The sequence below is a fragment of the Romboutsia sp. genome, assembly GCF_056995035.1.
Map to the genome: position 1 here is coordinate 1 of NZ_JBXKIW010000047.1, position 16,125 is coordinate 16,125.

At 27.6% G+C, this 16,125-nt stretch carries 13 protein-coding genes; 5 read left to right on the plus strand and 8 right to left on the minus strand.

The window, feature by feature from the left end:
• Positions 1-214: AEC family transporter (locus tag AC11VW_RS06295; protein WP_484300550.1), on the plus strand; the 214-nt coding region annotated here is incomplete at its 5' end.
• 51 nt (positions 215-265) lie between these two features.
• On the plus strand, positions 266-412 hold the full coding sequence (locus tag AC11VW_RS06300; protein ID WP_484300551.1) for a hypothetical protein: 147 nt from the start codon (positions 266-268) through the stop codon (positions 410-412).
• Between the two features lie 241 nt (positions 413-653).
• Here AC11VW_RS06300 and AC11VW_RS06305 read toward each other — a convergent pair whose 3' ends face one another.
• The 5 genes from AC11VW_RS06305 to AC11VW_RS06325 all read right to left on the minus strand — a co-directional run bounded on the left by AC11VW_RS06305 (position 654) and on the right by AC11VW_RS06325 (position 3,594).
• Positions 654-1,163, minus strand: coding sequence for an ATP-binding protein (locus AC11VW_RS06305; RefSeq protein ID WP_484300552.1), 510 nt, complete (start codon positions 1,161-1,163; stop codon positions 654-656).
• A gap of 2 nt (positions 1,164-1,165) precedes the next feature.
• Positions 1,166-1,528 (minus strand): histidine kinase dimerization/phospho-acceptor domain-containing protein, encoded by a 363-nt coding sequence (locus tag AC11VW_RS06310; RefSeq protein ID WP_484300553.1) that lies wholly within the window; start codon positions 1,526-1,528, stop codon positions 1,166-1,168.
• Between the two features lie 18 nt (positions 1,529-1,546).
• Positions 1,547-1,975, minus strand: coding sequence for a threonine/serine exporter family protein (locus tag AC11VW_RS06315; RefSeq protein WP_484300582.1), 429 nt, complete (start codon positions 1,973-1,975; stop codon positions 1,547-1,549).
• A gap of 8 nt (positions 1,976-1,983) precedes the next feature.
• Positions 1,984-2,772 carry a threonine/serine exporter family protein gene (locus tag AC11VW_RS06320; protein ID WP_484300554.1) on the minus strand — a complete coding sequence of 263 codons (789 nt, stop codon included), beginning with the start codon at positions 2,770-2,772 and terminating at the stop codon, positions 1,984-1,986.
• 414 nt (positions 2,773-3,186) lie between these two features.
• The gene (locus AC11VW_RS06325; protein ID WP_484300583.1) at positions 3,187-3,594 is read right to left on the minus strand and encodes a transposase; all 408 of its coding nucleotides are present in this window, start codon (positions 3,592-3,594) and stop codon (positions 3,187-3,189) included.
• A 119-nt stretch (positions 3,595-3,713) separates the two neighbouring features.
• Between AC11VW_RS06325 and AC11VW_RS06330 the strand changes: the two genes are divergently transcribed.
• A complete protein-coding gene (locus tag AC11VW_RS06330) occupies positions 3,714-3,875 on the plus strand; it encodes a tyrosine-type recombinase/integrase (RefSeq protein ID WP_484300555.1) in 162 nt (53 codons plus the stop codon).
• Between the two features lie 90 nt (positions 3,876-3,965).
• Here the strand turns inward: AC11VW_RS06330 and AC11VW_RS06335 are convergent, their stop codons facing one another.
• Positions 3,966-4,193: a hypothetical protein gene (locus tag AC11VW_RS06335; protein WP_484300584.1), complete on the minus strand. Its 228-nt coding sequence runs from the start codon at positions 4,191-4,193 to the stop codon at positions 3,966-3,968.
• Positions 4,194-4,449: 256 nt separating this feature from the next.
• Between AC11VW_RS06335 and AC11VW_RS06340 the strand changes: the two genes are divergently transcribed.
• Positions 4,450-5,484 carry a DUF3810 domain-containing protein gene (locus AC11VW_RS06340; RefSeq protein WP_484300585.1) on the plus strand — a complete coding sequence of 345 codons (1,035 nt, stop codon included), beginning with the start codon at positions 4,450-4,452 and terminating at the stop codon, positions 5,482-5,484.
• A 96-nt stretch (positions 5,485-5,580) separates the two neighbouring features.
• Here AC11VW_RS06340 and AC11VW_RS06345 read toward each other — a convergent pair whose 3' ends face one another.
• Positions 5,581-7,410 carry a glycoside hydrolase family 13 protein gene (locus tag AC11VW_RS06345; protein ID WP_484300556.1) on the minus strand — a complete coding sequence of 610 codons (1,830 nt, stop codon included), beginning with the start codon at positions 7,408-7,410 and terminating at the stop codon, positions 5,581-5,583.
• A 152-nt stretch (positions 7,411-7,562) separates the two neighbouring features.
• On the opposite strand from AC11VW_RS06345, the gene AC11VW_RS06350 reads away from it, so the two are divergent.
• Entirely contained in the window at positions 7,563-7,886 is a 324-nt protein-coding gene (locus AC11VW_RS06350) for a recombinase family protein (RefSeq protein WP_484300557.1), read from the plus strand.
• Between the two features lie 83 nt (positions 7,887-7,969).
• Here AC11VW_RS06350 and AC11VW_RS06355 read toward each other — a convergent pair whose 3' ends face one another.
• The gene (locus AC11VW_RS06355; protein ID WP_484300558.1) at positions 7,970-16,048 is read right to left on the minus strand and encodes a hypothetical protein; all 8,079 of its coding nucleotides are present in this window, start codon (positions 16,046-16,048) and stop codon (positions 7,970-7,972) included.
• Positions 16,049-16,125: the final 77 nt, after the last annotated feature.

The window sequence follows — 16,125 nt, forward strand, 5'->3', positions numbered from 1 at the left end:
AATTGCTATTTATTTGTTATTTAAAGGCAGAATACACGATAGTTTACTGTTATCTATACCAATTGTAATATCATCTATGCCTGCTGCTGCTAATACTGTTATAATGGCTAATACGTGTGATACTAATGTGACTTTGGCTTCTCAGGCTGTATTTTTTACAACGTTATTTTCAATTATTACAATTCCTTTAATAAGCGTACTTCTATTAGTATGATTTTGTTAAAAATATGTAATACTACTACTATTTAGCTTAGGAGGGCATTTAATGGAGATAGATTTAATTTTTAAAATTGTTATGTTGATAGTTGTTGTAGGACTTTCTATAAAAGTTCTACAAGCTGTATCAGGTTTTATTTTTAAGATTGCACTTGTTCTTTTTATAATACTACTTGTTTATAAAATGTTTATATAAAAATATACCAGGTTATTTTCCTGGTATATTTTTATTTTACAGTTTTTAAGTCTATATAAGCTTCTATCTGAGATATACTTTTCATAAAAAAGACAGATTTCTCTGCCTTTAATTTTGGTTCATAACTCTTCTTATTAATTCAATATCATCAATCGATAAAAATGTTGACACATAATAATTTTTACAGATAAAAATATTATTAATTTTAGTATCAAATAATTACTCTACATATATATTTTTACTAAGCTTTAATAAACACTAACTCTACTTTGAAAAGGTCTGCATCTATTTGTATTTCAAACTCACCATTTTGAAGTTCTACTAAATCCTTGGCTATAGCAAATCCTAATCCACTTCCTTCATTATTTCTTGATAAGTCTTCTCTTTTAAATCTTTCTGTTATTTCATCAGATTCAAAATTCAATTGATAAGACGATATATTTTTCATATAAACATATATATTCTCGCCTTTTTCTTTAATTTCTATATAAACTCTAGTATTTTCTAAAGAATATTTAGCAATGTTATTTAATAGATTTTCAAATACTCTATACATTCTTTTTCCATCATAGTTTATGTATATAGGTTCTTTTGGTAAATTTATTTGTAAATCCAGCTTAGTCTTTGCTAATTTTTCTTCATTTTCGCCTATGCTTTGTTTTAATAATTGACTTAAATTTAGCTTTTCAATATCAAGACTTATATTGCCACTACTAGCTTTACTAGCCTCAAATAAATCTTCTATTAGCACTTCTAATCTTTTTGATTTATTATCAGTATATTTACATAGTCATTTAAATACTGCGGTTGTATATTTTCTTCTTTTTTTATTAAGCCAACATAATTTATTATAGCTGTTAAAGGAGTTTTTAAATCATGGCTTACATTTGTTATAAGCTCACTTTTTAGTTTTTCATCTATTGCGTTATCTAATCCTTCGCTTATATTATTTATATTTTCAGCTAAAGTCGTGAAACTATCATTACCTTGTATTTCTATTTTATAGTTAATTTTATCATTTTTAATTTCTTGTGTACCCTCCATTATTACATTTAAATATATTAAATCCTTCCCTCCACTTAACGGTTTATCCTTTTTAACAAGTGTAAAATGCATTTAAATTTTTATAAAATCTTAGGAATTTTTATAATATGTCCTAAATAAAGAAGAAACTACGATAACACCAAGAGCTATAGAACCACTTGCCAAAAGAACATTTGCCCCTGTAGTAAATGATGATTGGAAATCTCCTTCTATAACGTAATACATTGTATTATATAACCCAAGACCTGGAATCAAAGTTATTATGCCAGGTACTACAAACAATATAGTAGGTTTTTTCATCTTTCTTGCTAATATTTCGCATAATAGTGCTGCAACAGATGCTGCTATAAAATTTGCAGTTAGCATATCAAAATTAATCCTCATTAAAAGTATATATATAGTCCATGATATCATTCCTACTACACCAGATACATATAGTGTTTTTTTGGGGGAATTTAAAAATACTGCAAAACCAACTGCTGCTAAATATGAAAATGTCATATGTATATATATTGGCATCAAAATCACTATAATAAGCCTCCCCATTTTATATACGTATTCATTGTCATACCAACACCAACTGCAATGGCTGTAGCAATAATTCCTGCATCAATTGCTCGTCCTATCCCTGACATTAATTCTCCTGATACTAAATCTCTTATTGCTTTTATAAATGGTACTCCTGGTAAAAGTGGCATTATAGACCCTACTATTAACATCTTTGGTGTATCTAATATTCCAATCTCTACAAGCCCTATACCACAAATTCCTATTGTTATAGATGCAACTAGCGTTGCAAAAACAGGTATATTACTTATTTTTTTCGCCTTATCATATGTAATCATAGCTATTACTGATGTTATAAGCGTTAGCATAAACGTTAATACATTATCCCCTCCAACTAATACAGCAAAACTAGAAGAACCTATTGCTGTCCATATGTTTATAGCCTTTTGTGTATGTGGTGGTTTATCTTCTAAATTTTTTAACGCTTCTATGGCATCATCTATTAATATATCTGTATGACTAACAAATTCCCTTGAAAAATCATTTAATAAATCTATTTTATTTAAATTTATACATCTATTTTCTATTACTTTCATAAATGTGTATCCATCAAATCTATCATCAGATACTATAATTGTATTAGGAGCCATGAATACATTTATATGAGAGAATCCTCTAGATTTACAAATTCTTTTTACAGTATCGTCTACTCTATAAGTTTCTGCTCCATTACTAAGCATTAATTGCCCTATAAATGTAGCTAACCTCAGGACATCCTTTTTATATTTATTATTATTTTTCTCTATCATAAATGCCCTCCTCATGTACACATTATTTTTGCTAGAAATCACCTTTTAAATGCTATTTTAAGAAATACAGATATGAATATTTAAAAAACATTTTAAACGCTTTCTTAGTGGAAAATATGAAGCCTAAAACATAATTATAACTATATTTTTATATTTAATTTTGTTCCAGTTATTAAGTTTTATACAAAATTTACCTATGACCTTACATTTTGTAACCCAGTACATATAATACCACTTAATACTAACTACGTAAATGTCGAGGTGTTTGCAAATCACCATAAAAAAATAACCTATAAAATAGTCCACCTTAACTTACACCTAACGGTTGTCAGTTTTTTTGTATTTAAACTTATCTCTACAATTTGTTCTATCTAGTGCATTATATATCGTTCCATACTTATTATGCCAAACTTCCTATAAAATCATATCCTTAGTACATTTAAAAGGATTAACTCCAAATGTTTCTATTAGCCTTTCTTTAAAACTCATTTTATTTGTCTTCTGCTTTTTAATTATTTCATATATTTTTCTTTGCTTTATGAAATTATATAACTTTATTATTTCTATACTAAGTTTATTTTTTACTCTTGAATATAATCCATATCTCCGTACAACTCTAAACCCCTTCGGAAGTATATGTTGTGTTAACTTGCCTATAAATTCTAAAACATCTAGTGTTACGGTTATTTTCTTTTTAAGTTTCTTATTTTCATACCAAAATGTAACAATTTTGCCATCATAGTCAGTTATTCTATATTCAGGAATAGCTGGTCTTGCTAGATATCTACCTATATATTTTGATGCCTGTTTTATATAAGCTATTAGTCAATCTTTTAGTTCTTATATCGCTAAAATTATTTTTTATAATATCTAAAACTAGCTTTTTCCATGACTTTCTTAAATAATTACATGAAATATGGTGAGTTTTATAGACAATAAAATTGAATATTTTAAGACATACACATGCAACAATACTACTAGAAAATGGTGCCACTATCAAGGAAATACAATATAGACTTGGTCACGGTAAATTTACTACTATGGATATTTTCTCACATGTAATACGAGATACTGTCGATATTTTTGAACGTATTATAAAGTAAAATATGCCACCAAGCTGAGCTTCTCGGTAGCATACGGATGGAATATAATTATTTTATACACTTTTAAATTTATAAATATGTTGAAATTACTTACTTTACAGTTTTTAAGTCTATATAAGCTTCTATCTGAGGAATATATAACATGTCCCCTTCTTTTATATGTGTATTTCCAAATTCCTTAAGCTCTAAACCTTCTTTATCTTTAGTTATTTTATATTTAATAACTTCATTATTTTCATTTATATCAGCGTGAAAAAACATGCCTTCATATTGTTTAAATCTAAAATTAAAGTTATCTCTTGTAAGTTTGATAGTTATATTTTTCATAATATATCCTTTCTCTTAATATCTTTTTTAAATTTATTACATTATATCACATGTATAATCTTTCCTCAAATGCTCCATTGTCATATAATATAAATATATTATATGCGAGGTGATTATTATAAAAAAATTCAAATTGTTTTCTTTAATACTTTTTCCTATAGCCTTGATTTTTAATTTTATAGGCTCAAAGTTTCCACATTTAATTGACAAGTACTACTCTTCTTCTGTAAATAAATTCACAGTACAAGTGCTTAGTAAAATAAGTGGAGTTTTTCCTTTTTCTTTATATGAAGTTACCATGTATTTAATAGTTTTTTCTGTATTATTGTTTATAATACATATTATTATAAATATTTTTAAAAATATGCCTCGTTCATATAGCAAAGGATATGGTACTTTTATAAATTTTTTGATATCTGTTTTTCAAAACTATATACTTAATATTTTAAGTTTTTTATCTATAGCTTATTTTTTATTTATAATTTTATGGGGATTAAATTACAATAGAATTACTCTACAAACTATTATTATAAATAATTACAATTTAAATTCTAATGAAAATGTATCTGCCTTTAAACATGATAGCGCTGATTTAGCTAACTTATATAAATTTTTAATAACTAAAGCTAATGAAACTCGAAAATCTGTTTTAGAGGATGATAAAGATGTGATGAAAGCCAATACTAACTACAAAGGAATTATTAATAGAGCACAGTTAGGCTATGATAATATAGATGATATTTTACCACAGGTTGCTGGTAATTATGCCAAGCCTAAATATGTACTATCTTCTAATTTAATGTGCTATAGCGGTATAACTGGTATATATTTCCCATTTACAGGTGAAGCTAATGTAAATGTAGCTATACCTGATATTTATATACCTTCAACAACACTTCATGAAATGGCTCATCAACGAGGATTTGCTAGTGAAGATGAAGCTAATTTTTTAGGTTATTTAACTTCTATAAATCACCCTGATATAGATTTTAATTATTCAGGATATATACTTGCCTTAAATCATAGCGCTAATGCACTTTATAAAGCTGACTATGATACTTATGTTACTATTACTAAAACTATGTCTGATGATGTTAGACGTGATTTGATTAATAATAGAGAGTTTTGGGCTAAATACGAAGGAAAAGTTGATGAAATTTCAAATGAGTTTAATGACTCTTATTTAAAAGCTAACGGTGTTAAAGAAGGTACTGCTAGTTATGGTAAAATGGTTGACTTACTTTTAACTTACTATAGCCTTTACCCTGAAAAACAAAAATAGTAAGCATTTAAGCTTACTATTTTTGTTTTATATATTTATTTTGTGCTGTACATCTCATTGTTATATTTATAAGCTTAATTAATTACGATATATTAACTAAGCTTTAAACAAAAGATATCCATATGCATTTAGAATTACTTCTTTACTTAGCTTAATTTCTTTTTCCTGAAATAAATCAATTACTTTTTTGTTTTGTAAAAATTGTGGCAACGCTATATTTAATTTTTCTTCACTATTATTTATTATTATAGTTACATCTTCTTTTTTGATTATTATAGTTCCTTTTTTTTCACAAGTTTTTATCCACTCATTATCTATTAATCTAAGTTCTTTATTTTCCTTACGTAATTTTATAAGTTTTTGAATAAACTTAAACATATCTTTATCTTGTTTGTGCTCATCCCAAACCATGCACTTTCTCTGCATTTCATATCCATTTGCATTTATTCCATCCATTCCTATTTCATCACCATAATAAATACAAGGGCTTCCACCTTGAATAAACATAAATAAAAATGCTAATTTTGCTTTATCTTTATTTCCATTTGCAATTGATAATATTCTACTTGTATCATGGCTATCTAGTAAATTAAATGTAACTTCATTTATTTGTTTTGGGTACCTTACTAAAACATCATTTATCATATACTTAAATTCAATAGCATCTATTTTATTAGTACAAAAAAAGTCATTTATAGCATCTGTTAGTGGATAATTCATAACTGAATCAAATTGATCTCCCATTAACCAAGGTAGACTATTATGCCATATTTCACCTAATATATATACATCTGGTTTTATATCTTTTACTTCTTGTCTAAACCGTCTCCAAAATACATGGTCCACTTCATTGGAAACATCTAATCTCCATGCATCTATATCAAATTTTTCAACCCAATACTTGCCTACATTTATTAAGTGTTTTATTACATCAGGATTTTCTGTATTTAGCTTTGGCATATATTTACAAAATGCAAATGTTTCATAAGTTAAATTTTCTTTATCTATTTCTTCTATTGGTTTTTTTATTTTATTTATATCACTTATATAAAACCAATTTCTATATTTTGAATTATCACCATTTTCAACAACATCTTGCCACTGCTTTGAATAATATCCTATATGGTTAAATACAGCATCTAGCATTATTTTTATATCTATTTTATGAGCTTCTTTTATAAGCTTGTTTAAAGTTTCTTCGTCACCTAAATATTTATCTATTTTCATATAATCAATAGTATCATATCTATGATTTGAATTTCCTTCAGTAATAGGGCAGAAATATATTCCATTTATTCCAAGCTCTTTTAGATAATCTAATTTATCTATAACCCCTTGTAAATCTCCACCTGTAAAGTTATACCATGTAGGGTCACTTCCCCAAGGCACAACATTTTCTGGATTTATATTAGGATCTCCGTTTGAAAATCTATCTGGAAATATTTGATACCAAACAGTATCTTTTACCCACTGTGGCACATTTGCTACATCTATATTATTTAAATATGGGAAGCAGAAAAAATTTTCCATATTACATAAGTCTTTCTCATCATTTTCAGTTCCTAAAGTTACTATATCTTTTTCCCCGTAAAGAATTTTCTCTTTTTTATTTTCTAAAATAAAAGCATATTTAGAACGTTTAAACTTTGGCTTATATTGTACAAACCAGTAGTCAAAATATTTAGTTTGTGCTTCTTTTTTCATCAAGATATTTTCTGCACCAATCCAGTTACTACCACAAGCATTTAGATTCCCACCACCTGCTCCACCTTCTTGCCAGTCATAAGGATCTCCAATTCTTAAAGTAATTTTGTCAGTCTCATCCTTTTTACTTCTAATACGAATATGTATTGTTTCATTGTCATATCCATATCCATAATTGCTATTTGGAATATGTAGTATCGCTTCTCTAGTGATATTTGTCATGTGAACCCCCCCTTATATTTTTCTATTTTTATCAACTTATTACTTTAGTCTTTGCTTATTTCTCTACAATAATATCCTTTATATTGATACACACGTCTCTTTTGCATTTTATGTATTTGATAGAATCGTTGAAACATTTGGAAAAAAAATTGATGATCATGGTAGACTATCTCCAAGATATAAACATTGGGTTTATATCTATAACAGAACAATTTAACACAAATACAGCTCAAGGGCTTTTATTTCTTCAAATGATAGGAAGTTTCTCTGAATTTGAAAGAAATCTAATTTTTGAAAGAACTCACTCTGGAAGAGTTTCTAAAGGAAGTAAAAATCTATTTCCAGGAGGAAGAATCCCTTTTAGATATAATTTAATAGATAATGATACCTTAACTATTAATGATGATGAAGCCACAATTATAAAAGAAATATTTAAATTAAGGAGCCTAATTAGGCTCCTTTTGATATTTGTATAAAAAGCTTATATATTAAAGAATTCATTTTTACCCATCTTATTTTAATACAGTCTTTACTTTGCTTTTTTATATTTATATTTATATTAGCATAAATCTATAACTTGAACTTGGTAAACAACTGTCATTATTTGACCTGGTACCATGGTATTTAGGCTAAATCCTGCTGATGGGTTATAATCTTTATATTCCACTCCATTTATAGTTACTGAGCCTAAAACAAAAACTGAATTTTGAGGAGTAGGGTCTAAAAATACTGTGTTAGTCGCATTTATATTACCTGTATTTATTATAGTAATTGTATAAGTTAATTTTTCACCTATAGTTGCATATTGTTTATTTACTTCTTTAGTTACACTTAAATTACCATATGCTATATTAGTTGTTACAGTATTTGAATAAGTTGTATCACTGTAGGGTGGTTGTTTTGGGTCAACTATATACTTCAATGTAATAACAGCTTGATTTGTTACTTGATTTATTTGTGGAACTGAAACTACATCTACAACAAATTCTACTATTACAACATCCCCTATTGCTATATCTAAAAGACTAAATCCAGCTGTTGGGTCTAATTTTTCATTACTTGTTCCATTAACTTTTACACTACCTGGCTTAAATTTTACTCCTGTTGATGGTGTATCTTGGAAGAATACATCCTTAGTTATAACGTTACCTACATTTGTTAGTGTTACTGTATAATTTAAGGTATCACCTATAGTAGCTATTGGTTTGCCTACAGTTTTAACTGCAGTTATTTTACTTAAAACTACATTAGTTGTTACAGTATTACTAATTTGGTCCTTAGTAATTAAAGTTGAATTAGAGTCTATCTTATAACTGAATTGAGTTAATGATTTATTAGTTACATATGGTGGTGTTGGTAATGAATTTATCTTAGCATCAAATATCACTGTAACTGTTTGACCTGGTCCTAAGTCTGATAATTTAAATCCAACTGTTGGGTCTAGTTGTGAATTTAATACATTATTTATTCTTACTGTCCCTGATACATAGCTTAATTGTGATTGTAATATGTCGGAGAATTTTATATTTGTTGCATTTATATTTCCTGTATTAGTTATTGTAGAAGTATAAGTTAGTGTATCATTAACTTTTGCATACATCTTATCTACTGATTTTACATTTGATAAACTACCTACATTTATATTACTAGTTACAGTGTTTGAAGTAGCAGATATTTTATATTCTAATCCTTGTGGGCCTATTTTATATACCCCATTTGATGTTGTATAGTTTGTTACTTTAGGTGGTAATGGTAGTGTAGTTACTATAGCTTGTAGCTGTACTAAAGAAGTGCTTCCAGCTAAAAGGTTGTTTGATAAATTAAATCCATCTATTGGGTTGTAATTTGGATAACTTACTCCATCTATTACTACACTTCCAGATTTAAACGTTGCTCCATTTGATAAAACGTCATTAAAGAATAGTTTAGATATAGATGTATTACCTGTATTTTTAATCAATACGCTATAATTTAAAGTATCTTGTACTGTCGCATATAATTTGTCAACTGTCTTTGTTTGAGTCAAACTAGGAACTATTATAATTGTATTTACTACGTTTGATTGGACAGATTTACTATAATTTTGCTCTTTTGGGTCTATCTTATAATAAAATGTTGCTATTGCATGGTTTGTTACTGTGTTTCTTGTTGGTTGAGGTATAACCTTAACTATGAAACTTACTGTTACAGAGCTTAATGTCGGTATAGTCCCCAAGCTAAATCCTAATTCTGGGTTATAATCTTCGTAACGCTCTCCATTTATAATTACAGACCCTTTATTAAAGGTAATATCTGATTGTAAGTCATCTGTAAATATTACATCAGTTAAATCTATATTACCATCATTAGTTAAAATAAATGAATATTTTAACTCATCATCCATAGTAGCATATGCTCTATCTACACTCTTAGTAATATTTAATACTTCTAAATTTATTTGAGTATTTACAGTATTTGATTTAACTTCAAGTATTATATCAGACTCACTAGGATTTATACGGTACGCAAAAACAATGTCAGCTTTATTACTTACTAATGATGGTTGTGGTAATGAAGTTACTTTAGCTTCAAATTTAACAACTACAGTATCACCAGATATTATATTTCCTAGAGTGAAGCTTGAATATGGGTTATAAGATGGATATTGTTCTGAATTTATAGTTACTGAACCTTCTACAAAGGTCAATCCTTCTGGTATTACATCTCTAAAGTTTATATTCTTAGCAACTACATTACCTGTATTTACTATATCAACTCTATAAGTTAGTATATCTCCTATTGTGGCATACTCTTTGCTAACTGACTTAGTAGCATTTAATGAACCTACATTTATTACTGTACTTACTTTATTACTTAGAGCTTCTTTTTTTATAGGTGCATTATCAGGGTCTATATAGTAGCTATAATCTACCATAGCATAGTTATAAATAATATAATCTACTTTTGGTAAGCTTTCTACTGTTGCTGAGAAACTAACTGTTATAGTTCCATATCCAGGTATTTCACTTAAATTAAATCCTATATTCGGGTCATAATCTTCCTTAGCTATTCCATTAATTTTTACAGATTTATTAATAAATTTAGCATCCTTTTGTATCATATCTTGGAAAAATACATCAAAGCAATTAGCATTACCTTCATTAGTTATAATTATTGTATAATTTAATATATTTCCTATTGTTACATATTGTTTATCTACTTGTTTTGTTGATGTCAATTTACCTAATTTAATAAATGTTGTGACTTTGTTAGAAGTTGTTGTTTTAGTAACAGAATCATCACTTGGTGTTAATTTATAAGTGAATGTTACATCAGCAGTATTATCTAATACTCCATCTTGTGGCAATATATTTGATTTAACACTAAAAGTTATTTTATGAGATTGATTTGGTATTAAATCTGGTAAAATAAATCCATTGTTAGGATTAAATTCTGTTTGTGGTGTACCATTTACTACTACTGTTTCATTATTAAAAGAAGCTGATGATTGTATTAAATCTTTAAAGTTTAATTTAGTTACATTTACTGAACCAGTATTTTTTACAATTACTGTATATGATATATCATTTCCAATTGTAGCATATGATTTATCTACTGATTTATTAATAATTATCTCACCTACTGCAACATAAGTTTGAGTAGTATTTGTATTAATAGATGCTGTTATAACTTCTGTATCTACGGTATACTCATAATTTATTTTTGCAAAGTTATATATTATATTGTTAGTTTGTCTACTAATTGCTGTAGCTTTAAAAGTTACAGTTGTTGTTGTATCTGGTTGTATATCACTTAATACAAATCCATTATTAGGATTATATCCTGGTTGATGAGTTCCATTTATATATACTGAATCAAGGTTAAATGATAAGTTAGAATCTAATGTATCTTCGAATATCACTGATTCTGCAACTATATTTCCATCATTTTTAAAATCAATAGTAAAGTTTAAAATATCTCCTATTTTAGCTATTGATTTATCTACAGTCTTTGTTGCAGAAATTATTGTATCATAAACATGAACTGCAGTTGTATTAGATGCAGCTGTTTTTGTTATAGGGTTTTTATTAGGGTCTACATAGTAAGAATATAATACATCTGCTTTATTTAATAACTCATTGTTTTGTGGCAAAGTATTAACTGTTACTGTAAAGCTTATTGTAGTTTCTTCACCAATTGGTATGTCATTTAAGCTAAATCCATTATTCGGATTGTAACTTAGCTTATTTACATCATTTATATATACTGAACCTATGTTAAATGATGATTGTGATTGAATTTCATCTTTGAAAGATAAGTTTTTGAGTATAGTGTTACCTGTGTTAGATATAACAAATCTATAAGTTATAGTGTTATTTAATCTAACTATAGTTCTATCAACTGCTTTAGTTAATGTTAAATTTCCTAGTTTTATATATGTTGTTACAATGTTACTTGTAGCACTTGTGTGTATATCTAATCCATTTGGGTCTATTTTATATTGATATTTAATTATTGATTCGTTCGTTATATATCCATTGCTCGGTACACTATTCACAACCACATCAAAAGTAACACTTACAGATTTTGCTGGAGTTATAGTACCTAAAGAAAATCCTATGTTTGGATCATAGTCTTCATATTTAATATTTCCTATTTTAACAGTTCCTTTGGTAAAAGTTACATTACTCGATAGTGAATCTATAAAATTAGCATCTGTTATCTCTACGTTACCTTTATTAGCTATTATTGAAGTATAAGTTAAAGTTTCTCCTAATGTTGCATACTCTTTGTCTACACTCTTAGTATTAGTTACTAACATATTAATTATATTTGTAGTAACTGTATTACTTGTTAAACTTTCATTAATATAAGATGCGGTTGGGCTTAATCTATATTTAAAGTTTATATTAGCATTATTGTTAACTTGTGAAGGTTGCAAAATACTCATTATTCTTACTTTAAACATTACAACAACATTTCCACCAGGTAAAACATCATTTATTATAAATCCTGTATTTGGATTAAAATCTGGCTTACTTACACCATCCATAACTACTGAACCTGGTACAAATTCAGTTCCATTTGGAATTATATCTTTAAAGTTAACATTTGTTAAATTTACAGTTCCTGTATTATATGCTACAACGGTATAATCTAAAGTATTTCCTATTGTTGCATATGATTTATCTACTGTCTTAACTAAATTTCCTGAATAAACATTTATTGCTGTAGTTACTATATTACTTGTTGCTGTTTTTGTTATAGGTTGTTGATCTGGGTCATTATAATAACTATATGATACTGTAAAATTGTTTTTGATGGTATTTGGAACTGGTAAACTATTAACTTTTGATTTAAAGCTGATATTTAATACCTGCCCTACATTTATTGTTCCTAGTGTAAAGCCTTTAGATGGATCTAATGTTGGTTTAGTTATTCCATTTATTATTACAGATTCAGGAATAAATGATGCTTGAGATTGAAGTATATCTATAAATATAGGATTATTTATAGGAACGTTACCTGTATTTGATACTGTAAATGAATAAGTTAAAGTATCATCTATCGTTGCATATGATTTGTCTACTGTTTTATTTACATCTAAATTTCCATAAGATATATAAGTTTTTACTTCATTAGAGTGCTCAGTTTTACTTATTATATAATCAGCTGGTGATAATTTGTAGCTAATTGTAAATTCTCCAGTATTTGATATATATCTAAATGATGGAATACTTTTAACTTCAACAGCAAAAGCTACTTCAGCAGTATCATTAGGATGCAAAATTCCTATATCAAATCCTACTTCTGGATCATAGTCTTTATAATTTTCTCCATTTACATAAACTGTATTAGGATAAAACTTTGAATATGCTGATATTTCATCTGCAAATTTAATATTTTCTAAATTCACAGTTCCTGTATTTTGCAACTTAATTGTATAAACTAATATATCGCCTACTTTTGCATATAACTTATCTACAGTTTTAGTTACTGTATACTTAGCTTCATTTATTATAGTTTGAACTGTATTACTTAATATAGTATTTGTCAAAGTAGATGCTTGTGGGTCTGGAGTATAGCTATATACTAATTGAGATTTATTATTTATTGTATTTGGGTTTGGAACACCTAAAACATTAACTGCAAAAGTAACTTCTATCTCATCATCTGCACAAATAGTTCCAAGGTCAAATCCTTTTTGTGGGTAATATCCATTGTATGATATTCCATTTATAGTAACACTATTTTCAATAAATGTTGACTCTGATTGTACATTAGATAAAAATACAGTATTTGTAGCACTTATATTACCACTATTATTTATTTTTACTTTGTAATATAAAGTATCTCCTACTTGTGCATATGCTTTATCTACACTTTCAACTATGTTCATACATACATAGTTTGCTACTGTTTCAACTTTATTAGAACTTTTTTCTGATTCTATTATATTTCCTCCTGGTGATATTTGATACTTAAATGGAACTTTAGCTATGTTTGTTATCAAATCAGAAGGATTAAAGTTGTTTATTAAAACATCATAATTAACAGTAGTACTTTGTTTTGAACTTATAGGTTCTGGTAGTACAAATCCTGTAAATGGATTAAGGTTTCCTTGTATCTTATTATTTATTTTAACACTACCTTCTACAAATGTAGCACCTGGTATTGGTGGCTCTATTACTTGAATATCTGGTGCTGATATATTTCCTATATTAGTTAACTTTAAAGTATATGTTACAATATCTCCTACTTTCGGATAGTTATTATTATTGCATCTTTCTCCTACTACTTCTAAATATTGAATTTGAATAGTTGTAGTATTACTAAATATAGTTTTTTTTCTACTAAATTCATAATCATCAAACTGATACTTAAAAGATACAGCTACTGTATTTTTAACTTTTGTAGATGGAGGTAGTTTATTTATTTTATAGTCATATACTACTTGTGTACTATTTCCAACTGATAAATCTGAAAGTTTAAATCCAACACTTGGATCTAAATCTTCATAAGCTACTCCATCTATTTTTACGCTTCCTTCTACGAATAAATCATTAGGACTATTATTATCTTGTAAGAATATCTCTTTTGCAATTTCACTACCATTGTTATTTATATCAACTGTATAAGTAACAGTATCTCCTATAAATGCTGTAGTTTTTGAAGCTGTTTGTGTCACTTTTATTTGAGCATCTCGAATTTTCACTTGTACTTCATTTGTTTTATCGTAGTTTGTAATAGTTTCTGGACCTTCACTAAATTGATAACTATAATTTACTGTTGATTTTAATATATTGTTATCTGTAGGTAAACTTATAGCCGTCAAAATAAATATTACTCTTGAAGCACCTTTTGCAGGTACAGTTTTAATATTAATTCCACTATCTATATTTGCTCCTACTTGTGTTTCTCCATTTATTTGAACTGAATTTGCTACAAAGGAAGTAGCTGAATTTAGTGGCATAGTCAATAATACATTATTAGCATCTTTGCTACCGTTATTTTTAACAGTAACTATATAAACTATTTTTTCTCTGACTACTATAGCAGTATCTCCATCTTCACTATAAATATTTAAACTTGCTGTAATATCAGGAGCTTGTGCATTTACTTGTGCTCCAACACATATTAATTGTACTCCATCCAATGTGCTACTTTCTGTTATTTGTCCTGCCAACATTGTTTGGTTTGGTACTAATGAATTTGTAATATCTACATTAGTTATATCCCACTTGTTTCTTGCTCCTAATTTTTGAGTAGGCACAAAACCATCATTGTTTAAAAGTCCATTTGTTCCATTTATATTTAAAAGTCCATTACTTTCACTTAAAGGGTCAGCTACGTTTATTACACCTGAGAAAAATCTATTACCTGGGTTGTTTGGAGCAATTCCTGGATTAGGATTTGGGCTTTGTACAGGGTTTCCTATATTAATTAATTGAGCAAAGGATGGCCCTGCATATACATATTCTTGACCATTTAAAGGTTCCCCATTAGCACAACATAAAAATACATTTCCTTTTAGCACCTTTTCTTCTGAACTAGTTGTAAATCCTGTAAAAGATGTTTGTAGGGGTGTATCCGGAGTGGCTGCAAATATTCCAGATGTATAATAAATCCTTTGAGGTGGTAAAGAATTATTTCTATAAATTACTGCTAAGCTCCATCCTGATCTTGAATTACTAAGTCCTATTTCTGGTAAACTTGTTGGAACTTTTGCTACTGTATAATCACCTGATAAAGCATCTTGTATATAATTTGTTACATCCGCTGCTCTATATCTATCTATACTACCTGATGGTGATGTATAACTATCTGTATATTGTGGTGATATTTGATAACTTCCTTTTGGTGTTGTAAATGTTATTGGATTGTCTTGTATACTTCTAAGGTCTAGGGCTTCTTGAACATTACTTTTTACTGTAGAATACCATACAAGTTCTGCATATAATATGGTACTATTTTTTAATATATTTAAATTAGCACTACTTCCTGATTGTGTATAATCCCTTGTAGTGTGACCATCTGGTTTAATCAAATCTGAAGTATTATCTTCTAAAGCAGTAGTACTACCACAGACTACTAAACTATTTCCTGTGGCTACTAATATAGCCTTATCAATTGTAGAAAATCGAGGTTTTAATGCCACTTTCCTACCTCCTTATTTTTTTATATTATTATAGCTTTTAATTAAAATAACTTTCTATTTTTATATAGAAAATCCTC

What these genes read in the sequence shown, in the direction of transcription:
- AC11VW_RS06320 (WP_484300554.1), bottom strand. Translation starts at nt 2,772, where the DNA reads ATGATAGAGAAAAATAATAATAAATATAAAAAGGATGTCCTGAGGTTA.
- AC11VW_RS06300 (WP_484300551.1), top strand. Translation starts at nt 266, where the DNA reads ATGGAGATAGATTTAATTTTTAAAATTGTTATGTTGATAGTTGTTGTA.
- AC11VW_RS06315 (WP_484300582.1), bottom strand. Translation starts at nt 1,975, where the DNA reads ATGCCAATATATATACATATGACATTTTCATATTTAGCAGCAGTTGGT.
- AC11VW_RS06350 (WP_484300557.1), top strand. Translation starts at nt 7,563, where the DNA reads ATGATCATGGTAGACTATCTCCAAGATATAAACATTGGGTTTATATCT.
- AC11VW_RS06310 (WP_484300553.1), bottom strand. Translation starts at nt 1,528, where the DNA reads ATGCATTTTACACTTGTTAAAAAGGATAAACCGTTAAGTGGAGGGAAG.
- AC11VW_RS06345 (WP_484300556.1), bottom strand. Translation starts at nt 7,410, where the DNA reads ATGACAAATATCACTAGAGAAGCGATACTACATATTCCAAATAGCAAT.